The organism is Paraburkholderia aromaticivorans (assembly GCF_012689525.1).
GTDB classification, from domain to species: domain Bacteria; phylum Pseudomonadota; class Gammaproteobacteria; order Burkholderiales; family Burkholderiaceae; genus Paraburkholderia; species Paraburkholderia aromaticivorans_A.
The window spans coordinates 1,043,730-1,064,349 of record NZ_CP051516.1 but is presented as its reverse complement, the minus strand read 5'-3'; the positions used below and the strand labels follow the sequence as shown (position 1 = coordinate 1,064,349).

General features: G+C 62.8%; 21 protein-coding genes. 10 read left to right on the top strand and 11 right to left on the bottom strand.

What is annotated here, in order from left to right:
• Positions 1 to 83 precede the first annotated feature (83 nt).
• The 3 genes from HF916_RS32705 to HF916_RS32695 all read right to left on the bottom strand — a co-directional run bounded on the left by HF916_RS32705 (position 84) and on the right by HF916_RS32695 (position 2,431).
• A complete protein-coding gene (locus HF916_RS32705) occupies positions 84 to 1,484 on the bottom strand; it encodes a sigma-54-dependent transcriptional regulator (RefSeq protein ID WP_168792985.1) in 1,401 nt (466 codons plus the stop codon).
• Between the two features lie 307 nt (positions 1,485 to 1,791).
• A complete protein-coding gene (locus HF916_RS32700; RefSeq protein ID WP_168792984.1) occupies positions 1,792 to 2,067 on the bottom strand; it encodes a hypothetical protein in 276 nt (91 codons plus the stop codon).
• Between the two features lie 46 nt (positions 2,068 to 2,113).
• Positions 2,114 to 2,431, bottom strand: coding sequence for a DUF883 family protein (locus HF916_RS32695; protein WP_168792983.1), 318 nt, complete (start codon positions 2,429 to 2,431; stop codon positions 2,114 to 2,116).
• Between the two features lie 383 nt (positions 2,432 to 2,814).
• On the opposite strand from HF916_RS32695, the gene HF916_RS32690 reads away from it, so the two are divergent.
• On the top strand, positions 2,815 to 3,870 hold the full coding sequence (locus tag HF916_RS32690) for a sigma-54 interaction domain-containing protein (protein WP_168792982.1): 1,056 nt from the start codon (positions 2,815 to 2,817) through the stop codon (positions 3,868 to 3,870).
• An 83-nt stretch (positions 3,871 to 3,953) separates the two neighbouring features.
• Here HF916_RS32690 and HF916_RS32685 read toward each other — a convergent pair whose 3' ends face one another.
• A complete protein-coding gene (locus HF916_RS32685) occupies positions 3,954 to 4,109 on the bottom strand; it encodes a hypothetical protein (RefSeq protein ID WP_168792981.1) in 156 nt (51 codons plus the stop codon).
• 121 nt (positions 4,110 to 4,230) lie between these two features.
• Here HF916_RS32685 and HF916_RS32680 point away from each other — a divergent pair, with 121 nt between their 5' ends.
• Positions 4,231 to 4,809, top strand: a complete 579-nt coding sequence (locus HF916_RS32680; protein ID WP_168792980.1) for a hypothetical protein — start codon at positions 4,231 to 4,233, stop codon at positions 4,807 to 4,809.
• Positions 4,806 to 5,375, top strand: a complete 570-nt coding sequence (locus HF916_RS32675) for a hypothetical protein (protein ID WP_240975785.1) — start codon at positions 4,806 to 4,808, stop codon at positions 5,373 to 5,375. Before HF916_RS32680 ends, HF916_RS32675 begins: the two co-directional genes overlap by 4 nt.
• 100 nt (positions 5,376 to 5,475) lie before the next feature.
• On the opposite strand, the gene HF916_RS32670 is transcribed toward HF916_RS32675, so the two are convergent.
• From HF916_RS32670 to HF916_RS32660, 3 genes are all read right to left on the bottom strand, one after another.
• Positions 5,476 to 6,822 (bottom strand): ABC transporter ATP-binding protein, encoded by a 1,347-nt coding sequence (locus HF916_RS32670; protein ID WP_134456790.1) that lies wholly within the window; start codon positions 6,820 to 6,822, stop codon positions 5,476 to 5,478.
• A 124-nt stretch (positions 6,823 to 6,946) separates the two neighbouring features.
• On the bottom strand, positions 6,947 to 8,698 hold the full coding sequence (locus HF916_RS32665) for an ABC transporter permease (RefSeq protein WP_168792979.1): 1,752 nt from the start codon (positions 8,696 to 8,698) through the stop codon (positions 6,947 to 6,949).
• Entirely contained in the window at positions 8,698 to 8,898 is a 201-nt protein-coding gene (locus HF916_RS32660; RefSeq protein ID WP_168792978.1) for a hypothetical protein, read from the bottom strand. The genes HF916_RS32665 and HF916_RS32660 overlap by 1 nt, the downstream gene beginning before the upstream one ends.
• Before the next feature lie 512 nt (positions 8,899 to 9,410).
• On the opposite strand from HF916_RS32660, the gene HF916_RS32655 reads away from it, so the two are divergent.
• Complete coding sequence (locus tag HF916_RS32655) at positions 9,411 to 11,102, top strand: sensor domain-containing diguanylate cyclase (RefSeq protein ID WP_168792977.1); 1,692 nt, start codon at positions 9,411 to 9,413, stop codon at positions 11,100 to 11,102.
• 145 nt (positions 11,103 to 11,247) lie between these two features.
• A complete protein-coding gene (locus tag HF916_RS32650) occupies positions 11,248 to 11,514 on the top strand; it encodes a hypothetical protein (protein ID WP_074763386.1) in 267 nt (88 codons plus the stop codon).
• A 93-nt stretch (positions 11,515 to 11,607) separates the two neighbouring features.
• Here HF916_RS32650 and HF916_RS32645 read toward each other — a convergent pair whose 3' ends face one another.
• Both HF916_RS32645 and HF916_RS32640 read right to left on the bottom strand, forming a co-directional pair.
• Positions 11,608 to 12,924: an ATP-binding protein gene (locus HF916_RS32645; protein ID WP_168792976.1), complete on the bottom strand. Its 1,317-nt coding sequence runs from the start codon at positions 12,922 to 12,924 to the stop codon at positions 11,608 to 11,610.
• Entirely contained in the window at positions 12,908 to 13,633 is a 726-nt protein-coding gene (locus tag HF916_RS32640; RefSeq protein WP_168792975.1) for a response regulator, read from the bottom strand. Before HF916_RS32640 ends, HF916_RS32645 begins: the two co-directional genes overlap by 17 nt.
• Before the next feature lie 220 nt (positions 13,634 to 13,853).
• On the opposite strand from HF916_RS32640, the gene HF916_RS32635 reads away from it, so the two are divergent.
• On the top strand, positions 13,854 to 14,381 hold the full coding sequence (locus tag HF916_RS32635) for a periplasmic heavy metal sensor (RefSeq protein WP_168792974.1): 528 nt from the start codon (positions 13,854 to 13,856) through the stop codon (positions 14,379 to 14,381).
• 196 nt (positions 14,382 to 14,577) lie between these two features.
• On the opposite strand, the gene HF916_RS32630 is transcribed toward HF916_RS32635, so the two are convergent.
• Positions 14,578 to 15,288, bottom strand: coding sequence for a pirin family protein (locus tag HF916_RS32630; protein ID WP_168792973.1), 711 nt, complete (start codon positions 15,286 to 15,288; stop codon positions 14,578 to 14,580).
• A 696-nt stretch (positions 15,289 to 15,984) separates the two neighbouring features.
• On the opposite strand from HF916_RS32630, the gene HF916_RS32625 reads away from it, so the two are divergent.
• The 4 genes from HF916_RS32625 to HF916_RS32610 all read left to right on the top strand — a co-directional run bounded on the left by HF916_RS32625 (position 15,985) and on the right by HF916_RS32610 (position 19,964).
• The gene (locus HF916_RS32625; protein ID WP_012432163.1) at positions 15,985 to 16,674 is read left to right on the top strand and encodes an ABC transporter permease; all 690 of its coding nucleotides are present in this window, start codon (positions 15,985 to 15,987) and stop codon (positions 16,672 to 16,674) included.
• Complete coding sequence (locus HF916_RS32620; protein WP_168792972.1) at positions 16,671 to 17,384, top strand: ABC transporter permease; 714 nt, start codon at positions 16,671 to 16,673, stop codon at positions 17,382 to 17,384. Before HF916_RS32625 ends, HF916_RS32620 begins: the two co-directional genes overlap by 4 nt.
• 46 nt (positions 17,385 to 17,430) lie before the next feature.
• Positions 17,431 to 18,210, top strand: a complete 780-nt coding sequence (locus HF916_RS32615; RefSeq protein WP_168792971.1) for an ABC transporter ATP-binding protein — start codon at positions 17,431 to 17,433, stop codon at positions 18,208 to 18,210.
• A 602-nt stretch (positions 18,211 to 18,812) separates the two neighbouring features.
• Positions 18,813 to 19,964 carry a porin gene (locus HF916_RS32610; protein ID WP_168792970.1) on the top strand — a complete coding sequence of 384 codons (1,152 nt, stop codon included), beginning with the start codon at positions 18,813 to 18,815 and terminating at the stop codon, positions 19,962 to 19,964.
• A gap of 258 nt (positions 19,965 to 20,222) precedes the next feature.
• Here HF916_RS32610 and glnK read toward each other — a convergent pair whose 3' ends face one another.
• Positions 20,223 to 20,561: a P-II family nitrogen regulator gene (glnK, locus tag HF916_RS32605; protein WP_006048444.1), complete on the bottom strand. Its 339-nt coding sequence runs from the start codon at positions 20,559 to 20,561 to the stop codon at positions 20,223 to 20,225.
• Positions 20,562 to 20,620: the final 59 nt, after the last annotated feature.

Here is a 20,620-nt window from a genome sequence, read left to right as displayed (position 1 = left end):
CCATTGGCTCGCAGCAAGGCCTGTGCCGTTACAGATGCGCCCCCGGCTGGATGGCGTCGGTCGTGTCAGCGGTGCGGGCGGCGTTAAGCGTCCGCGCCGCCCAGTGCGCGCGATTCATCGGCGGCGTCGCCGTCGTCACGCGCGTCGTTGCCGTACTCGACGAGGCGGTTGTACAGCGTTTTCAGGCTGATGCCGAGAATCTCGGCGGCCCGCGTCTTCACGCCGCCGCACTGCTCGAGCGTGGCCAGGATCAACTGACGGTCCGCCTCGGCGAGCGACGTGCCGAATGGAATCGTGATCGCCGTGCCGGCGGCGGGCTTCGACAGCGTGATCTGCAACGGCACCGTTGCCGTGCTGTCCGAATCCGTACCCGACATGATGTGCGCGCGCTGCACGTAGTTCTTCAGTTCCCGCACATTGCCCGGCCATGGATAAGACATCAGCATGTCCTTCACGGCCGCGGGGAAATGCTTCTTGGTGCTGTGGCGATCGTTGAGTTCGTCGAGGAACGCCTGGGCCAGCAGCTCCACGTCCTTGCCCCGCTCGCGCAACGGCGGCAGGCTGATCGGGAACACGTTCAACCGATGGTACAAGTCGAGCCGCAGCTTGCCTTCCAGCACGGCCTGCTCGGGATCGCGGTTGGTCGCCGCAATCAGACGCACATCGGTTTCGATTTCCTTGGTCGTGCCGACCCGCATGAACATGCCGGTTTCCAGCACGCGCAACAGCTTCACCTGCAACTCGATCGGCATCTCGGTGATTTCGTCGAGGAACAGCGTGCCGCCGTTCGCGCGCTCGAAATAGCCCTTGTGCTGACGGTCCGCGCCGGTGAACGAGCCGCGCTCGTGGCCGAACATTTCCGATTCGATCAGGTTCGGCGAAATCGCACCGCAGTTCACCGCGAGAAACGCGTGCTTGCGACGCAAGCTGAGCTGGTGCAACGTCTGCGCGGCGACTTCCTTGCCGGTGCCCGACTCACCCACCAGCATGACCGAGGCCGCCGTCGGCGCGACGCGGCCGATCTGGTCGTAGACCTCCTGCATGGCCGGCGAATTGCCCAGCATCAGGCCGAAGCGGCCCATGCGGCGCAACTCGCCGCGCAACGTGCCGATTTCCGCCTTCAGGTCGCCGGCGCGTGGCAGGCGCGAGAGGATCGCCTTCACGCGCTGCATGTTGATCGGCTTCACCAGATAGTCGGTGGCGCCCATCTTCAGCGCGTTGACCGCCGACTCCACCGTGGCGTGGCCGGTAATCACGATCACTTCCACGCCGGAGCGCGGATCCAGATCTTCGAACAGGTCGACCCCGCTGCCGTCCGGCAGCTTCAGGTCCGTAAAAACGACGTCCGGCATCTGCCGGACCAGTTGAATGCGCGCTTCGCGCAAATCGCCCGCGGTGGCGGTGGTCAGGCCGTCTTCCCCGATGATGGCGGAAAGCGCCTCGCGGGTACCGGCATCGTCATCGACAATCAGTACATGTGGCATCGCGTCTCGAAAGCCTGCAAGCGTGGGTATGGAAAAACATGCAAAGGCGCATGCTGAAAAGCGTGCCGTCGACCTGTCGCTTCGCCGTTGCCGCGGGCTCTAATGTGAGCACCCACCAACTTTAACCAAACGCGCCAAGCCAACGACTTGATTCAATCTTGCAACAATATGAGGGCAAACCCACCCGTCCAAAGCACCATTGTTGTTTATTTACCTATTATACGGCCTTACCGAGACAAATTAGCAAGGTGAACCGGGCGCCGCCCGTTACCGCAGCGGGCCGGCGACGCAGTGCAGACAAGCCTGCTCAACTACGCGGAAACGGCCATGCGCCGCCGTTGCCATTTGGATAAGCTGAGCCGTTGGCGCCATGCGCGCTCGGGCTCGCGTCACCCGCCGAAGTCGCCTGATTGGCCGCCGGCGCAGCCGGCGCCGCGACCGTGCCGCCCTCGTTTTCCCAACGGCTCAACTCGCGCGCCACAGGGATTTGCGCGGCGCGATTGCGCTGCTGCACGTAGCGCACTGCCAGAAAGCCGCCGAGCGCCATCAGTGCGCCGAAGATGCCGATTTTGGGTCGTGCCATCGTGAACTCCTTGTCGTCATGAAGCGGATTAAGACTGGGATGCGCCTCAGCGCACGGTCAACAGACCGAGTACAAAGCCGACGCCCGCGGCAATACCAATCGAACGCCACGGGTTGTGCCGCACGTAGCGTTCGGTATTGACGGCGGCTGCCCGATAACGCCGCTGCGCGTTCTGCTGCGCATCGCCAAGCGCCGATTGCAGGGTTTCGACATGCGTACCGAGTTTGTCGCGCAGCGCGCCGACGCCCTCGCCCGGCACGTTGGCGGCAAGCCGCAGCATTTCTTCCGAGTCCTTCAGCAGCACCCGCAGATCCTCGACAATCTTCTGGCCGCCGAGTGCAAGCTGTTGCGTGGTGTCAGTCATCATTCACTCCTGGTCTGAGTTCGGCGTCGCGTGTGCGTTCCGGCGGGTGCGCATATCGCTGCAAATTGGCGAATGGCGATCGCCGCCGTCGCGCAACATATGCTATCCAATCGCTATGCAATCGCGCAAAAAAGCACACGCGTGTCGGGGGCAAGTCGCAAACGCCGTGCCCGGTAAATTTGCCTTGCGCGCCACAAGCAAACACCAAGCCAGGCACTTTCGACCGACCGTGCACAAATGTATTTTTTCACCCCTCAGATCGTTTGCCGAAAACGGTGCCAAAGTGGTTAAATCAATCTTTGAGAGATAGCGGCTTCGCTGGTTAATCTCGTTCCAGGCCTGCGCGCCGTAACAACAAACTCATTTGCACAGGACCCCCGTTTATGGCGTCAATCGACCTCGCCTCGCCCACCGTCTCCGGCGGAGGCAATGCTTCGGCAATGGCGAAGCAGCGCGTCGCGGACGGCATCGTGGGACTGAAATCATACGGCCTGCTGTATGGCTCGTCGCCGGTGATGCTGGATCTGTACCAGCAGATCGAGCGCGTCGCCGGCACCGACGCGACCGCGCTGATCATCGGCGAATCCGGCACCGGCAAGGAGCTGATTGCCCGCACGATTCACGATCAAAGCAACCGCAAGGAAGCACCGTTCGTCGCCGTGAATTGCGGCGCGATTCCCGACGAACTCATCGAAGCCGAACTGTTCGGCCACGAAAAAGGCAGCTTCACAGGCGCGGTCCAGGGCCGCGTTGGCTACTTCGAACACGCGAACGGTGGCACACTGTTTCTCGACGAAATTACCGAAATGGCGCCGGTGCGCCAGGTCAAACTGCTGCGCGCGCTGGAAACCGGCACCTTCTACCGGGTCGGCGGCAATGACCTGATCAGCAGCAACGTGCGCGTGATCGCCGCGACCAATCGCGACCCCGCGGTGGCGGTCAAGGAAAACGGTCTGCGTGAAGACCTCATGTACCGGCTCGCGGTTTTCCCGCTGCGCGCGCCGCCGCTGCGCGAGCGCGAGAACGACCGCGAACTGCTCGCGCAACACTTCCTCGCGCTGCTGAATCAGCAGGAAGGCGCGAGCAAAAGTTTCAGCAAGCGGTCGATCGAAACGCTGCGCACCTGGTCGTGGCCGGGCAACGTGCGCGAGTTGAAGAACGCGGTATATCGCGCATTCATTCTCGCGGAGAAGATCGTGGAGTTGCCGCATCCACATCTCGCGTCGCGCGTGAAAAAGCCAATGACGCAGGGCGACGCGATGAGCGTATGGATCGGTACGCCGCTCGCCGACGCGCAAAAGCAGATTATTCTCGGCACGCTCAAATATTGCGGCGGCGACAAACGGCGCGCGGCCAAAGCGCTCGGCGTGAGTCTTAAAACCTTGTACAACCGCTTGAGCGCATACGGCGACGAAAGCGCCGAAGAAGAACCCGAGTAATAAAACTCATGCCGCGGCACTCATGGGGTGGAACCGCGTGAGTGCTTGCATCGCGCATCTGAATGATCGGGCGCCTGAGGGTTTCAGCGGCTGGCCACCGGTTGCAAAAAGCCCGCGCCGCGCGCCTTGAATCGCAAAATAAATCCGTTCGCACCGCCAATCAAAATGGGGCTCTGCCCAACAGAAACCCCTTTATCTCGCACCATCTTTTGCAATTGCTTGCATTTTCCCTCTGCCAATTACAAATAGCATCCTGCAAAATGCGGCACACGCATTGCTAGGTGGGGAACGCGTGTTACTCGTTCGCACAGCGGTTATCTAGCGTGAACGAAAGGCACTTGCAGGAGCAGAGACAGGGAAATGCAAAAAAGTATGGTATGGGCCGAATGGGCAAAACGAACAGCCGGGCGTGGACGTCCCAATGCAACGGCGCTTGTCGTTCTTGCTGTGGCGATCTCGTCGGCGTTGAGCGGCTGTAGCTCGCTCTATTCGGAAGGCGCCACTGCCGGCGCCGGTATCGCAGGCGCCGCGCTCGCGGCGAAAGTTACCAGCAACGCGGCCGTCGCGACCGGCATCGGTCTCGGCGCAGTGGCTGCGGCGCGGGCCGGCGTCCAGTACTCGGAGCGCGTGGTTCACAAGAATACGCAGGACGGTATCGCCAAAATCGCCGGGCCGCTCGACGTCGGCGCAATCGCACCGTGGAGCGTGACCCATTCGATGCCGATCGAAGACGACGAGCACGGCCGCGTCACCGTCAGCCGCGCGATCAGCGCGGGCGCGCTCGACTGCAAGGAAATCGTCTTCTCCGTCGATCAGGCCGCAACTAAGAACGTGCCGGCAAGCAGCGTGTTTTACGTCGCGTCGGTCTGCCGCGACGGCGACAACTGGAAGTGGGCGTCGGCCGAACCCGCCACCGAACGTTGGGGTGCGTTGCAATGACTGCGCGTTCGCATATGGCTGCCGTGACGGCGCGCCGCCGTCGCCTCGCTGCATGGTCCGGCACCAAGCTGCGACTCGTGCTGGCCGGCGCGCTCTGCGTCGGCGCAAGCGTCCTGACGAGCGGCTGTTCGTCGGTGGGTGCGGCAAGCGGCGCGGCAGCGGCTGTCGCGTCGGGTCTCGTGACGTCCAATCCGGCCATCGGCATCGGCGTCGGCATTGTCGTGCAGGCCGCCACCGACGAGGCCGTCGGACACTACATGCGCGTCATGCACACCGATCAGCAGAACATGATTGCCGCGTTGGCGGGCGCCATGCCGGTCGGCGAGACTCGCCCATGGACGGTCAAGCACACGCTGCCGATCGAGAACGGCCACGGCCAGGTGCGCGTGACCCGCGCATTCGGTTCGGCCCTCGCGCTCTGCAAGGAATTCGTGTTCTCGGTGCAGGACGGCGACGGCCCGAACGCGCATGAGGACTGGTACACGGCGAGCGCGTGTCAGCAGGACAAGGGCTGGAAGTGGGCGTCCGCGGAACCGGCCGTCGCACGCTGGGGCAGTCTGCAATAACTGCGCGGCAATGAAAAAAACGGCAGGGTCGCCCCTGCCGTTTTTGCTTCGAACTGGCTTCGCGCGTCTTAATCGACTCAAACGCGCAACGCGAACGCGCTTAAGACTCCACGTCTTCCAGACTGAAGATTTCGGTCTGGTCGTTGTACGAGAAGATCTCGCCATAACGGCCCCAGTTGATGACCGCGTCGAGCGTCTCTTCCGCGGCGCTGTCCGACAGAAAATCCTCCAGTTCCTGTTCGAAGCGCACGCGCGGCGCGCGATGCCCCGGCCGTTCGTTGAGCACCTTCTTGATTCGCGCGGCGAGCGGCACGTGTCGCAGCAGATGCTCGGCGAACATCATCTTGCGTTCCTGGGTGCCGAACTCGGAGAACACACGCGCCGGCGGCGTCAGGAAAATGTCGCCTTCGCGGATATCCGCGAAACCGAGATGCTGCAACACTTCGGCAACCGGAAACAGATCGTCGACCTCCAGGTGCAGCGAGCGCGCGATTTCCGGCATGTCCGCGCGGCCGTGGTACGGCGCGGCAGCCAGCGTTTCGATCAGACCGGCCATCAGGTTGGTCGACACATGCGGCAGCCAACTGTGCAGCTCGAGGCCCTTCTTGGTCTTTTCGTCGGTCTGACGCGCGGTCATCTTCGCGTAGATGTCGTCCACCAGCTTGCGGAACGCCGGATCGAGGCGATTGCGCGGATGCTTGAACGGCACCTTGATCTCGGCGATCACGCGTCCCGGATTCGACGACAACACCAGAATCCGGTCGCACATGAACACCGCTTCCTCGATGTTGTGCGTGACGATCAGCACGGCCTTGATCGGCATGCGGCCTTGCGTCCACAGATCGAGCAGGTCGGTCCGCAGCGTTTCGGCGGTCAGCACATCGAGCGCGGAGAACGGCTCGTCCATCAGCAGCAGCGTGGGGTCGACCACCAGCGCGCGCGCAAAGCCGACGCGCTGGCGCATGCCGCCCGACAATTCGCGCGGATAGGCGTTTTCGAAACCGTCCAGACCGATCAGGTCGATTGCCGCCAGCGCGCGCGTGCGCCGCTCGCTCGCGCCGACGCCTTGCGCTTCGAGACCCGCTTCCACGTTTTGCAGCACGGTCAGCCACGGGAATAGCGCGAAGGTCTGGAACACCATCGCGACACCCTTGGCGGGGCCGTCGAGCGGCTTGCCCATATAGGTGACTTCGCCGTCGGTCGGCTCGATCAGACCGGCGATGATGCGCAACAGCGTCGACTTGCCCGAGCCCGAACGGCCCAGCAGTCCGACGATCTCGCCTTCACGCAGCGACAGGTTCGCGTCGTCGAGGACGAGCAGTTCGCCCTGCGACTTGTTGAACCCGCGGCACACGTCCTTGACGCGCAGGATCTCTTCGCCGAGGCGCGGCGGCTTCGGCGGGGTCTGGATCGGCGCGGCGGTCATAGCAGCTTTAGGATTTTGCATCGCGTTTTGCCTTCATTACTCTAGAAAACGCCGGGCCGCCCCTAGGTTTTCCGCTCCGGAGGAAGTCCCCTTGGGGGATTACCCCCTCGGCGGGCCTGGCGCGAAGCGACAGGTTCGGGGGCACTCAATCAAGCCGGAGCTTGGCTTCGGCGTAGGCGTACATCGGACGCCACAGCAGGCGGTTGAACAGCGTCACGAACAGGGACATCACGGCGATGCCCACGATGATCTTCGGATAGTCGCCCGCGGCGGTGGACTGCGCGATGTACGCGCCCAGTCCATGCGCGGCCACTTTGGTGTCGCCCCACTGCACGAATTCCGCGACGATGCTCGCATTCCACGCACCGCCCGACGCGGTGATCGCGCCCGTGACGTAGTACGGGAAAATGCCCGGCAGAATCGCCTGGCGCCACCATTGCCAGCCGCGGATGTGGAAGTTCTTGGCCGCCTCGCGATAGTCATTCGGATACGACGTCGCGCCGGCAATCACGTTGAACAGGATATACCACTGGGTGCCGAGCACGATCAGCGGCGACAGCCAGATGTCCGGATTCAGATGGAAGCGCACGATCGCGATCACGAACACCGGGAACAGCAGGTTGGCCGGGAACGCGGCGAGAAACTGCGCGATCGGCTGGATCTTCTCGGCGAGCGCCGGGCGCAAGCCGATCAGCACACCCAACGGCACCCAGATCACGGATGCGATCGCGATCAGCACGATCACTCGCAGCAGCGTGATCAGCCCGAGCACGAACACGTGCCAGACTTCGTCCAGCGAAACGCCGGTGCGCACGTAAATAACGACGCGATACACCACGAAGACCGTGGTGAGCAGCACCAGCGTCGCCCACACGATATCGCCGACGCGCGAATTCTTCTGCCTCTGCGGAATCTGGAAACGCGGCCCCTGGAATGCCGGCAGCCGCAACGGCACGCGCGCGGCCTTGGCGAACATCCAGCCGAGCGGCACCAGCAGCCGGTGAATCAGGCGCGTACGGCGAATCAGATCGAGCAGCCACGATTCCGGCGCGTCGCCCGAACTGGTGTTTTCCATGCGGAACTTGTCGGCCCACGCAACGAGCGGGCGGAACATGAGCTGGTCGTAGGCGAGAATCACGACCGTCATCGCGAGGATCACCCAGCCAATCGCGTGCAGGTCCTTGTCCGAGATCGCCTGCGCGAGATAGGCGCCAATGCCCGGCAGCGTGATCGTTCTGTTGCCGACCGTGATCGCCTCGGAGGCGACCACGAAGAACCAGCCGCCCGACATCGACATCATCATGTTCCAGATGAGGCCCGGCATCGAAAACGGGACTTCCAGCTTCCAGAAACGCTGCCATGAAGTCAGGTGAAAGCCGCGCGAAACTTCGTCCAGATCGCGCGGCACCGTGCGCAGCGACTGATAGAAGCTGAACGTCATGTTCCACGCCTGGCTCGTGAAGATCGCGAAGATCGCCGCGAGTTCCGCACCGAGCACGCGCCCAGGGAACAGCGCTAAAAAGAAAGTGACCGTAAACGAAATGTAGCCCAGCACCGGCACCGACTGCAGGATGTCGAGAATCGGCACCAGCACCAGACCGGCGCGGCGGCTCTTGGCCGCCAGCGTGCCGTACACGAGCGTGAAGATCAGCGAGGCGACCATGGCCGCGAGCATGCGCAGCGTGGTGCGCATGGCATATTCAGGCAGGTTCGCCGGGTCGAGCGAGATGGCTTGAGTCTTGAGCGTCGACATGGGCGCCAAGGTCTCGTGAAAGCCGATCGCCGCCATGGCGATCACACAGATGATCAGCGGGAAGGCGACGAAGTCCCAACGATTGGGCAGCACCCGCCATGCCGATGCATTGGCGGTGCGCTTCAGATTGAAGCTGAAGTCCATCAGATACCCTCCCCGTCGAACCAGGCGTTCAAGAACAGCAAGGAGGCCGCGGCTTCGGCGCGGCGGTCTGAAGATCGGTCCGGAAAGCGGAAATCAGGCATGGCAAAAACGCGTGTGCGCGGTAAATCGTTAGCGTTGGAGACACGTGAACCGGTGACGGATGTGTCGTGGACGAAGCCGCCCAGGACCGCAACCGTCAAGCCAGACTCCTGTCGCCGCAGGCGCCGCCCGTAAGGGCTGGCGGGCTTTCCTTGTTTTGGACGGCACGACACTACACCATCCTATGTTTCAGGCACAACCTTTCGCGGCAAATAGCGATAAATAGCGGAGAACTTCCTTTCACCGCCCTTGGGTCAGCATGAGCCGAGCGTGCTGCCGATCTTTTATCGTGGCGCGCCGGCCACATCTTCGACCGTCGCGGCGGCTGCCGCGACGGCCCTGGAACCCACCGGAAAAACCCGAACAACCGTCAAGAATCCGGCCGGGCTGCCGTTAAGAACCTGATGGGCGCGGTGGACGCAGTTCGCATTCCCGCAATAACGGTGGCGTCTGGCCCCATGACGGTTAAAATCAGGAGACGACGCCTGTTATCGGTTTATCCCGGACCACAGCGACGGCGTATTACCGACCGCTTCCATAGCGGCGAAACTGCGCGAGCGCGCTGCCACGATTGAGCTAGTTGCATGTCACAGCCAGACGGATCAGAGGGTCGATGAACAGGACAACCTTGCGCCAGGCAACCGGGCCGGTCAGCTTCATGCTGATCGTCCTGGTTTGCTGGTTCGTGGCCGGCATGGTTGCGGACCGGATGGTACAGCAAGAGCTGGACGCGGCCCTGCGTGCGCAGCGGCAAATGTCCACCTCGATCGTGGACAACATGGCGGAGGTGATCGCGAGCGACCTTGCGATGTCTCGCGCCATCCCCGCCACCATGGCCGAAATGGACGTGGTCCAGCGCGCTCTGGTGCAATCCCAGAATTATGCCGTGAAGAGTGAAGTGACGGAACCCGTCCTGCGCGCCACGTTGCTGAAAGACGCGCAGATGACCGCCGTGAGCAACTTCCTGCACGACGCGCAAGGCTTCTCCGGGCTCGACCAGATCTGGCTCGTCAACGCCAACGGCGTCTGCGTCGCCTCCAGCAACTCCATCAACAATCCGCTCGCGGCCGAACGCTCTTTCGTCGGCACCGACATGCGCGTGCGCGGCTACCTGACGAACGCGCTGCTCGGTGCGTTCTCCGAAGCCTATGGCGTCGGCCGCTCGAGCGGCGAGCCCGGCATCTTCATCGCCGCGCCGGCGTACGCGGACGGCCTGCTGGTCGGCGTGGTCGTCGCCAAGGTCGGCATCGCCCGGCTGCGCCACTGGGTCGCGCACGCTGGCACCTTCGTCGCCGACGACAACGGCGTCATCATCATGGCGCACAACAGCGAGATCGAAGGCCGCGCACTGCCGAACTCACGCGTCACGCAAATGACGCCAGCCGAACGCAAGACCACCTATCTGCGCGACGCGATTCCCGACATCCACATCAGCGTGGACTCGCAAGTACGCGAACAGGCGCCGTGGGTGCCGTCCGCCGTGGCCGGGCAGTTGTTCGGCATGTCCGACCGACCCATGCCGTCGCTTTATCAGACGCGCGGCGGCCTGAACTCGGGACTGTCGGCGCATCTGGTCGATCCGCTCGCGGCCTGGCCGGAACTGCTGCGCAATCACAAGCGCGATCATTTGCTGGTGTTTCTGACGCTGGCCGGCACGGTCGCGCTGGCGTGGGTGATCACGGTGTCGTATGTGCGCGAGCGGCGCCACCATCGCGCCACGCGCGATCTCGCTGAACAATTGCAGTCCGCCAACACGCTGCTGTCGGCCGAGGCGCGCCACGACGCGCTGACCGGCGCGCTGTCGCGGCGCTACTTTCTCGACCTGCTGCGCCACGAGATCGAACGCGCGCATGCGGGCAACGAACCGTTGTGCATGGCGATCGCCGACCTCGACCACTTCAAGCAGATCAACGACCGCTTCGGCCACGCCGCCGGCGACCGCGCGCTCGAACATTTCGTCGACACCTGCCGCGCCGAACTGCGCGGCGCCGACGCGATCGGCCGCCTGGGCGGCGAAGAGTTCGGTCTGCTGCTGCCGGCCACGGATCTGGCCGGCGGCCACGAGGTCGTCGAACGCTTGCGGCTGCGCCTGAAAGCGATGCCTTCGCCGAAGTTGCCGCCTTCGGTGGGCTTGAGCGTGAGCATCGGCATTACCGAACTCTCGCCCGACGATCTGCCCGAGCGGATCATGAGCCGCGCCGACATGGCGCTCTACGCGGCGAAATCGGGCGGCCGCGACCGCACCAAAGCCTTGCCGCCCGACGACACCGCGCCGCCTACCCGCTCGGTGGCCAACGTCTGGTGATGTGGTCGGCAGACGCCGGATACCGGCGTCTTAATCCGTCCGCAAGCTGATGCAAGGCAAGAGCCGCCCTCAGGTATCCCTGACGAAGCAGGTATCATCGACCCTGATATCGAGGTTGCCGCTACCGCTTTAACGGGAGATTCGCATGAAGGGAAATTTGGTCATCGTCTGTCGCGATCAGGATGCTGACGCGTTCGACCATCTGCTGGCTGAATACGGCGCGTTCCAGACGCGCCTGTCGTCCACCGCGTGGTATCTGAAACTGGCCGTCGCGCCGGAACTGATTCAGGAAGAGATCCTGGCACGTCTTGGCAAATACACCACGCACTATATTTTCGAAGCCGAAACGGTGACGTGGAATACGGTGGATAGCGACGCGGCGAATGCGCTGAATACGTTGTTCTCGGACTAGCGCACCGGTTTCCGGCCGCGCCTTTCGAACCTTGCGTTCGGATCTCGAGACGCGGCGCGGGCCGTGAGGCCCACACCGCGCACTACACACTACTTACCAGGCGCTCTCTGAAGCTACCGCGACCCGCGGCAACACTTCGAACGGAAAGCTCATCAATACTCGCAAACCATGGCCGCCGTGGTTGCCGATCTCCCACTCGCCGCCCGCACGCCGCACCAGCCGCTCGACAATGGCGAGGCCGAGGCCGCTATGGCCGTTGCCGCCGCGCGCCGGATCGAGCCGCACGAAAGGCCGGCTGGCGTTGATCAGATCCTGGGCCGCGATACCGCTGCCGCTGTCGCTCACCGACAGGCTAAAACCTTGCGAGGTACGCGCCGTAGCGACGACGACCGGCGGCGCGCCGTAAGCATGCGCGTTGTCGAGCAGGTTCGACAGAATCCGGTCTAGCGTGGCGGCGGGCAACAGGAACGCCGGCCCCGCGTTGAGTTCGGTCTGCACGGTGGCCGCACCGGAGGCCACCGCGCGATAGCTGCGCACGACCCGCTCGCACTGCGCGTCCACTTCGACCGCCTCGCTGCGATCGGCGCCGTCGTGGGCGAACACCAGAAACTGTTCGACGATATGCGTCATGGAATCGACGTCGCGCACCACGCCGTCGCGCATCTTCACTTCGTCCATCATTTCGGCGCGCAGCCGCAAACGCGCGAGCGGCGTTTTCAGGTCGTGCGCCACACCCGCCAGCATCACGGCGCGGTCGTTCTCCGTGCGCGCCACTTCCTGGACCATCTGATTGAAACCGTGCGTGAGTTGACGCAACTCGCGAGGGCCGCGTTCCGGCACCGGCGGCACCGGCAGACCGCGGCCGAAACGCGCCACCGCCTGGGCGAGCGAGCGCAATGGCTGCTGCAGCGCCCACGCGGCGAAAAGCGCCGCCATCACCGCGAACGAGAAAATGATGGCAAGCCACAGCACCGTGCGGTCGAGCGAGCGCGGCGTGCGCAACGGCTGCACCGGCACGACGATCCAGCTGCGGTCGGAGGGCGCGCGCACCCATAGCGTGGGCGGCCGGCCCGGCTGGCCGACGCGCACCTGCGTGCCGGACGGCATGCGGTCGCGCGCGTCTTCGACGAAACGTTCGAGCGGCGGCGGCATGTCCGCGGCCTCCGGCGGCACTTCCGGGCTCGCCGGGTCGACCAGTTTGACGCGCGACGGCAAGGGCTGATCCGGCGTTCGGGCGACGTGCTGACGCACCGCGTCGACGAGGAAGGTGGCTTCCTCGACCGCATAGCGCGTTTGCAATTGACTGCGCTCGAGGCGCATCAGCGCGTACCACGCGAAATGCGACAGCAGCAGCACCGCGACGACTAGCAGCGCCAGCCGTCCGAACAGCGAATCAATGGGCCGGCGCATGCTGTTCGCCGTCGGGCACGAACACGTAGCCGCGACCGCGCACGGTTTGAATGAAGCGCGGCGTGGACGGGTCGGTTTCGAGAATGCGGCGCAGACGCCAGACCTGCACGTCGATGCCGCGGTCGGTGCCGTCGTATTCCGGACCATGCAGCAGTTCGAGCAGGCGCTCGCGGGTGAGCGTGCGCATGGGGTGATTGACAAAAATCTTCAGCAACGCGAATTCGCTGCCCGACAACGTGAGCGGCTTGTCTTCCAGATGCAGCGTGCGCGACTGGAAGTCCAGCGTGAAGCGGCCGAAGTGGAACGGCTCGCGCTGTTCCGGCGCCGCCGCCGACGGCAGTGTGCGGCGGCGGCGCAGCACGGCCTGCACGCGCGCCAGCAACTCGCGCGGATTGAACGGCTTGCCGAGGTAGTCGTCCGCGCCGAGCTCGAGCCCGACGATACGGTCGACGTCGTCCGCCCGCGCCGTGAGCATGATCACGGGGATGTCGTCGCCCGACGCGCGCAGCTTGCGCAGCGCCGTGAGCCCGTCGACACCCGGCATCATCAGGTCGAGCACGATCAGGTCCGGGCGCTCGCGTTCGAGCCGGCGCTCGAGCGAGCCCGCATCGTGCAGCACCGAAACCTCGATGCCCTGGCGGGCCAGATAGTCGCGGAGCAGATCGCGCAATTCGACGTCGTCGTCGACAACAAGTATTTGAGTAGCCATGGGATGAAGTTTAACGCGCAGCAGGAAGGGTTTTCGATTTCAGACGGCCCCCAAGGGTTACCGGGTGTTACGGTGAAAGGCGTGCGTAATCCCCCGTAACAGCCGCATCCAGCCACGTAACACAGCGATCTGCGCAGTTCTCTACGCTGTGTCTTACCGAATGCACGCCGTCCACTTTAACCGGTTGCATCGTCGGCTATTCCATTACAGGGAGTCTTACATGTCCACCAAAAAGATGTCGCGCGTTCTCGCTGTTGCCGCCACTGCTCTCGCCATCGGCGCGGGCGCCGCCTATGCCGCCCAACCCGCCGAACACGGCGGCCCCGGCGGCTGGCACGGCCACTTCATGACGCAATTGACGCAACTCCACGATCAGCTGAAGCTGAACGCGGATCAGGAAAAGCAATGGCAGGCCGCGCTGGACACCATGAAGCAGAACCATGAAGCCATGCGCGCCAATCATGAGCAGATCAAGAATCAGTTCAAGGCCGCGCAGCAGCAGCCGATCCTGGATCTGAACGCCATGGCGGCCGCGCACCAGCAGGTCGAGCAGAAAGACGCGCAACTGCGTCAGCAAACCTCGGACGCCTGGCTCAAGTTCTACAACGGCCTGAACGACCAGCAAAAGACCACCGTCAGCACGGCGCTCAAGCAGCGCTTTGCGAAGATGGAGTCGCGTCATGAAAAGATGCACGAGCACTGGGAGCATCGCAAGGGCGCGGCATCGGCGCCGGCGGCCAATCAGTAAGCGGCCCGGTGTAGATGCCCAGGTGGCCGCGCGCCGTCTGCGCTGCGGGATGCAAAAACGCCACGGAGGGTTGCCTTCCGTGGCGTTTTTTTCGACTACGCGGTGCGGTGTGCGGACCGCCGCGATGCATGCGTGAGGTGGGCTCGTTGCGCCTTCAACTATTTCTTCAGTGAAAGCGCAACCGAACGATCACCGTTTAGCCGTTGAACTGCCCCAGATCGAACAGCAGCACTTCAGCGTTCTCGCCCTTCTCCAGCGTCACCGTATCCGTGTCGCTGAGCTTGGCGGCGTCGCCCGCACGGAGCGCCTTTCCGTTCACCGTCAGCGCGCCGCGCGCCACATGCACATACGCGAGCCGTCCTTTGGGCAGCGCGAACGTGGCCGTTTCCGCGCCATCGATCAGCGCCGCGTAGATCGACGCGTCCGCATGGATCGTCACCGAACCGTCGCGGCCGTCGGGCGAAGCGACCACGCGCAGGAGGCCGCGCTTGTCGGCGGCGTCGAAGCGCTTTTCCTCGTAGCTCGGCTGGTCGCCCGTGCGCTGCGGAATCACCCAGATCTGCAGCAGGTGCGCAGATTCGTCCTGCGACGCGTTGAACTCGCTGTGCTGCACGCCCGTGCCGGCGCTCATGCGCTGCACGTCGCCGGGACGGATCGTCGAGCCGTTGCCCATGCTGTCGCGGTGGGCCAGCGCGCCTTCGAGCACATAGGTGACGATTTCCATGTCGCGATGGCCGTGCGTGCCAAAGCCCTCGCCGCCGGCGATACGGTCTTCGTTGATGACCCGCAGCGGGCCGAAATGCACGTGCTGAGGATCGCGATAGTCGGCAAACGAGAAGCTGTGATACGAGTCGAGCCAGCCGTGGTTGGCGTGACCGCGTTCTTCGGAGCGGCGAATCTCGAACATGGAAGGACTCCTGGTGAGTAAGTAGCGATGCCGAGAATGTATGGGCATGGCCTGCGCTAAACAATCCGCGCGGATGCACCGGATCGTTTCATAAATCCGCGCAATCGGGCGCGTGGAGAAAAGAACGTCACAGCGTCGCGCTCACACAACGCCCTCATCCATCAGTTTGGCGCCGCCGACGTCCCGGACTGGCACCGCGTCCCTGTTCGGGTAAAATACCGCGCTTTTCGAGATCGCGTGGGCGTCGCAGGCGCGCTGGCGGGCCCGGGACACCGGGCGCCGATGGGGTTGGCAGCCGTTCAGACCCGCGCCGGACTCGCTCGATGCATCGAATGGACACCTCCGCGCCGAAGCAGGACGCCCGAACGGCGCGACAATTTTGACCGCCTAGAATAGCGACGGCCAATTGAGGCCGGACGCTGAATTCGGGAAACAGACTCAGCACGCACGAAACTCGGGGCTCGCCCGCATGGGCTTTCGCGAGGCTTCGTAATACAGTCGGCAGTAGATTCACCCGCAGTTACAACGAGAGTCGAAAAGCGCGCTGCAAGACCGGCAACGGCCATGCAGTCATGATTTGCACAGCGGTGCGCTGTGCGCCGCCGGTCACAGCGAGCCTAAAGCTCGCGGCAAACGCGGCGCAGAGTTGGCCGCGTCTTTCGCGGTGTGTCGCAACCACATCGTCAAGGACCCCCTATGTTCCTTCAAGGCTACGGCCCGCTGCTCCTCAACGGCACCTGGCAAACCGTCAAACTGGCGGTGTTGTCGCTGGCGTTCGCTTTCGTGCTGGGCCTGCTCGGCGCGGCGGCGAAACTGTCGAAAAACCGTTTCTCCTACGGCGTCGGCACGGTCTACACCACGCTCGTGCGCGGCGTGCCCGATCTGGTGCTGATGCTGCTGCTGTTCTATAGCATCCAGATCTGGCTGAACAACCTGACCGACCTGCTCGGCTGGGACCAGATCGACATCGATCCCTTCGTGGCCGGCGTCGCGGTGCTCGGCTTCATTTACGGCGCGTACTTCACCGAAACCTTCCGCGGCGCGTTTCTCGCGGTGCCGCGCGGCCAGCTCGAAGCCGGCGCCGCTTACGGCATGACCGGCTGGCAGGTGTTCACCCGCGTGATGTTCCCGCAGATGATGCGCTTCGCGCTGCCCGGCATCGGCAACAACTGGCAGGTGATGGTGAAGGCCACCGCGCTGGTGTCGATCATCGGTCTCGCCGACGTGGTCAAGGCTTCGCAGGACGCGGGCAAGGGCACGCTGCGGTTCTTCTTCTTCACCCTGTTCGCAGGGGCGATCTATCTCGTCATCACCACAGTGTCCAACTTCGTGCTGATGTACCTCGAAAAGCGTTACTCGACCGGCGTACGAAAGGCGGATCTATGATCGAGATCATTCAGGAATACTGGCGCAACTATCTCTATAGCGACGGCTACCGCCTCACCGGTGTCGTGATCACGCTGTGGCTGCTGGTGGTGTCGATCGGGCTCGGCTTCTGCCTGTCGATTCCGCTCGCGGTCGCCCGCGTGTCGAAGAAGAAGTGGCTCTCCCGTCTCGTGTGGCTGTATACGTACATCTTCCGCGGCACGCCGCTGTATGTGCAACTGCTGCTCTGCTACACGGGCTTGTACAGCCTCGAGATCATTCGCAATCACGAACTCACCAATGCGTTCTTCCGCGACGGCATGCATTGCACGCTGCTCGCTTTCACGCTGAACACCTGCGCATACACCACCGAGATTTTCGCCGGCGCGATCAAGGCGACGCCGTACGGCGAGATCGAAGCGGCGCGCGCGTATGGCATGTCGTCGTTCACGCTGTACCGCCGCGTGATTCTGCCGTCAGCACTGCGCCGCGCATTGCCCTACTACAGCAATGAAGTAATCCTGATGCTGCACGCCACCACCGTCGCGTTCACCGCGACGGTGCCGGACATCCTCAAGATCGCGCGCGATGTGAACTCGGCGACGTATCAGTCGTTCAATGCGTTCGGCATCGCCGCCCTGCTCTATCTGTGCATTTCTTTCGCGCTCGTGTGGCTGTTCCGCCGCGCCGAGCGCCGCTGGCTCGCTTACCTGCGGCCGCAAGGCAAGTAACCCGGGGCACCGCGCCCTCAGCAAGTAAGCATGCCCAAGGATCCTGATGACCACCAAGAAGCAGAAGCTCTTCGTCGACGAGCTTCACAAACAGTATGGCGACAACGAAGTGCTCAAGGGCGTGTCGCTCAAGGCCAACGCCGGCGACGTGATCAGCGTGATCGGCTCGTCCGGTTCGGGCAAGAGCACGATGCTTCGCTGTATCAACTTTCTCGAACAGCCGAATGCCGGGCGCATCTTCGTCGACGGCGAGGAAGTGCGCACGCAGATAGGCAAGAACGGCGCGCTGCGCGTGTCGGACGCGAAGCAGTTGCAGCGCGTGCGCACCAGGCTGTCGATGGTGTTCCAGCATTTCAACCTGTGGTCGCACATGAACGTGCTCGAGAACATCATCGAGGCGCCCGTCAACGTGCTGGGTCTGAAGCGCAAGGAAGCCGAAGAACGCGCGCGTGAATATCTGGAAAAGGTGGGGCTCGCGCCGCGCCTGGAGAAACAGTATCCGTCGCATCTGTCGGGCGGCCAGCAGCAGCGCGTGGCGATCGCGCGTGCGCTGGCCATGCATCCGGATGTGATGTTGTTCGACGAACCGACTTCGGCGCTCGACCCCGAACTGGTCGGCGAAGTGCTCAAGGTCATGCAGACGCTCGCCGAAGAAGGCCGCACGATGATCGTCGTCACGCATGAAATGGCCTTCGCGCGCAACGTGTCGAATCACGTGATGTTTCTGCATCAAGGCCGGGTGGAAGAAGAAGGCCACCCCGACGAAGTATTCAGGAACACGAAGAGCGACCGGCTCAAGCAGTTCCTCTCCGGAAGCCTTAAATAGAGGCTCAAATAGTGACTCAGACGCAGCCCGCTATTTGGGTTGTAGTCAAAGTAGCATTACAAGGCGCTTACCAGCGCCTTTTTTGCTTCGCTCACCTGCGCATTCTGGCGATTTCCGCCGCGAAAACCGCTCCCCGCAGGCGTCCATCCCTCGTCCATTCGCCATACTCTGCCGCATTTGAAGCGTCAATAGTGGCAATCCTTAACGTTGCCCGCGCCGATCCGTGATTCCCTTGTCGCATAAGGGTTTCCGCGTTTTTCGAAGCGGTTGCAACAGGTCGTCGCGCACATTGCTATTGCAATTTGGAGACATCGATCAAGGCGGGTACTAATTTCTTCTCCCAGTGAAGGGTATTTTTGATAAATTAGTAACCAAAGTAGCAAAACGAAGTTCATTAAAAGTAGTTTCACTTCAAAGCACAGAGGAGAACCGGTCGGCGAGGGATCGGCATGACGGCCAGATAGCCCCAAGGCTACACGTCACGGCAGGAGACCCAATCCACCCGCTAATCTCCCTGGTACCGATTTCTGTTCGGCGCAACTCGCGGCCGAGCACCATTCGCAGTACTGGGTTTCACTTTTTGACAGGGTATGGAGGAGAAGATGAAGAAAGCTTTGCTCGCCGCTGCGCTGATGACAGCCGGTGTTGTTGCGCACGCCCAAAGCAGCGTGACGCTGTACGGCCGCCTTGACGCCGGTATCGAATACATGACGGGCGTTCCGCAAGGCACTAACGCAGCTGGCTCGGCAACGGGCAGCACGAACCGTTGGCGCGCGGAAAGCGGTGACTGGGGTACCAGCCTGTGGGGCTTGAAAGGCGTTGAGGACATCGGTGGCGGCAACAAGGTCCTGTTCCAGTTGGAAGGCTCCTTCAACACCATGACGGGTGCAGGCCCTGGCGGCGGCGGCCTCTTCAATCGTTGGGCAACTGTCGGCCTGTCGAACGACGCATACGGTACGTTCACGATGGGCCGCATGCTGTACATCTCGAACGGCGTGTGGGACTTCGACCCGTTCGGTCAATCGAACTGGTCGTCGGCATCGCTGGTGCGTGGCCGCAACTGGCCGCAATCGAGCAACAACTTCGCATACCAGTCGCCGAAGATCGCGGGCTTTGACTTCTACGGTCAATACGCGCTGTCGAACGCAACGAGCTGGAACGGCAACGGCACGACCGCTCAAGGTCGCGAAGCTGGCGCGCAGATCACCTACACGAACTCGCTGTTCCAGGTTCGCGGTATTTACGACGAAATCCGCAACCCGGCTAACGGCGTTCTGTACGGCCCGAACGCAAGCACGGTCAACACGGCCAACGTCGGCAATGGCGTATTCGCGGCATCGCGTGAATACTCGGCTCTCGTGAACGTGTTCCTCGGCCAGTTCAAGGTCCAGGCTGCTTACCAGGCTGTTCGTTCGGCAGGTGCGGAGGGTGTTCTGCCGGGTCAACCGACTACGCTCGATCACGAATGGGGCGGTGTGACGTGGCAAGCAACGCCGGCTGCGGCGCTGATCGCAGCGGTCTACCACGTGAACGGCAACAACGGCGCAGGCAACGCGACGATCTACACGATCGGCGGCTCGTACAACCTGTCCAAACGCACGCTGCTGGACATCCAGGTCGCAACGACGCAAAACAGCAAGACGGCTAACTACGGCCTGAATGCGAACAACGCCGGTACGGCAACGAGCACGGACAATCCGCTGCCGGGTCACAGCCAGTCGGGCGTGTATGCAGGTATTCAACACTCGTTCTAAGCGAACGGTGTTCCCCGAAGGGACTTCCTTCGGGGTGTAGTCAAAAGTTTTCCAAGAGAATCTTTTTCACGCTGCTGCGAGAGGCGCGTATCGGTGCGATGTCCGAAAGGGTATCGCACCGTTTTTTATTTGAGCGCACGGTTTTGCCACTGCCTGAGCGCACCGGCGCGGTGCATTCATGGCTCACGTGGTGCGGCCGACTGCAGTTGCCAATTACCGGCGCTCGATACCTGCTTTAAGGCGACGGAGTCAGGTGCTTCAAACCGCTGCTTCGTTTTCTTCGCCGGTACGAATGCGGATCACGCGCTCCACGTCCGCGACGAAAATCTTGCCGTCGCCGATCTTGCCGGTGCGCGCCGCGCCGATGATCGCGTCGATCACCTGGTCGCACTGGTTGTCCGCCACCACCACTTCGATCTTCACTTTCGGCAGAAAGTCGACCACATACTCTGCACCACGATAGAGCTCGGTATGGCCTTTCTGACGGCCGAAGCCTTTGACCTCGGTCACGGTCAGCCCGGTGAGGCCGACTTCAGCAAGCGCCTCGCGCACTTCGTCGAGTTTGAACGGTTTGATGACTGCAGTGATGCGCTTCATGGCGAACCTCGTCTCGTGTCTGGAAGAGTGAAAGGGATAGGGATGATTTTTATTCTACG

Coding starts and splice junctions, on each gene's coding strand:
- HF916_RS32705 (WP_168792985.1), bottom strand. CDS start 1,484: ATGCCACATGTACTGATTGTCGATGACGATGCCGGTACCCGCGAGGCG.
- HF916_RS32700 (WP_168792984.1), bottom strand. CDS start 2,067: ATGGCACGACCCAAAATCGGCATCTTCGGCGCACTGATGGCGCTCGGC.
- HF916_RS32695 (WP_168792983.1), bottom strand. CDS start 2,431: ATGACTGACACCACGCAACAGCTTGCACTCGGCGGCCAGAAGATTGTC.
- HF916_RS32690 (WP_168792982.1), top strand. CDS start 2,815: ATGGCGTCAATCGACCTCGCCTCGCCCACCGTCTCCGGCGGAGGCAAT.
- HF916_RS32680 (WP_168792980.1), top strand. CDS start 4,231: ATGCAAAAAAGTATGGTATGGGCCGAATGGGCAAAACGAACAGCCGGG.
- HF916_RS32675 (WP_240975785.1), top strand. CDS start 4,806: ATGACTGCGCGTTCGCATATGGCTGCCGTGACGGCGCGCCGCCGTCGC.
- HF916_RS32670 (WP_134456790.1), bottom strand. CDS start 6,822: ATGCAAAATCCTAAAGCTGCTATGACCGCCGCGCCGATCCAGACCCCG.
- HF916_RS32665 (WP_168792979.1), bottom strand. CDS start 8,698: ATGGACTTCAGCTTCAATCTGAAGCGCACCGCCAATGCATCGGCATGG.
- HF916_RS32655 (WP_168792977.1), top strand. CDS start 9,411: ATGAACAGGACAACCTTGCGCCAGGCAACCGGGCCGGTCAGCTTCATG.
- HF916_RS32650 (WP_074763386.1), top strand. CDS start 11,248: ATGAAGGGAAATTTGGTCATCGTCTGTCGCGATCAGGATGCTGACGCG.
- HF916_RS32645 (WP_168792976.1), bottom strand. CDS start 12,924: ATGCGCCGGCCCATTGATTCGCTGTTCGGACGGCTGGCGCTGCTAGTC.
- HF916_RS32640 (WP_168792975.1), bottom strand. CDS start 13,633: ATGGCTACTCAAATACTTGTTGTCGACGACGACGTCGAATTGCGCGAT.
- HF916_RS32635 (WP_168792974.1), top strand. CDS start 13,854: ATGTCCACCAAAAAGATGTCGCGCGTTCTCGCTGTTGCCGCCACTGCT.
- HF916_RS32630 (WP_168792973.1), bottom strand. CDS start 15,288: ATGTTCGAGATTCGCCGCTCCGAAGAACGCGGTCACGCCAACCACGGC.
- HF916_RS32625 (WP_012432163.1), top strand. CDS start 15,985: ATGTTCCTTCAAGGCTACGGCCCGCTGCTCCTCAACGGCACCTGGCAA.
- HF916_RS32620 (WP_168792972.1), top strand. CDS start 16,671: ATGATCGAGATCATTCAGGAATACTGGCGCAACTATCTCTATAGCGAC.
- HF916_RS32615 (WP_168792971.1), top strand. CDS start 17,431: ATGACCACCAAGAAGCAGAAGCTCTTCGTCGACGAGCTTCACAAACAG.
- HF916_RS32610 (WP_168792970.1), top strand. CDS start 18,813: ATGAAGAAAGCTTTGCTCGCCGCTGCGCTGATGACAGCCGGTGTTGTT.
- glnK (WP_006048444.1), bottom strand. CDS start 20,561: ATGAAGCGCATCACTGCAGTCATCAAACCGTTCAAACTCGACGAAGTG.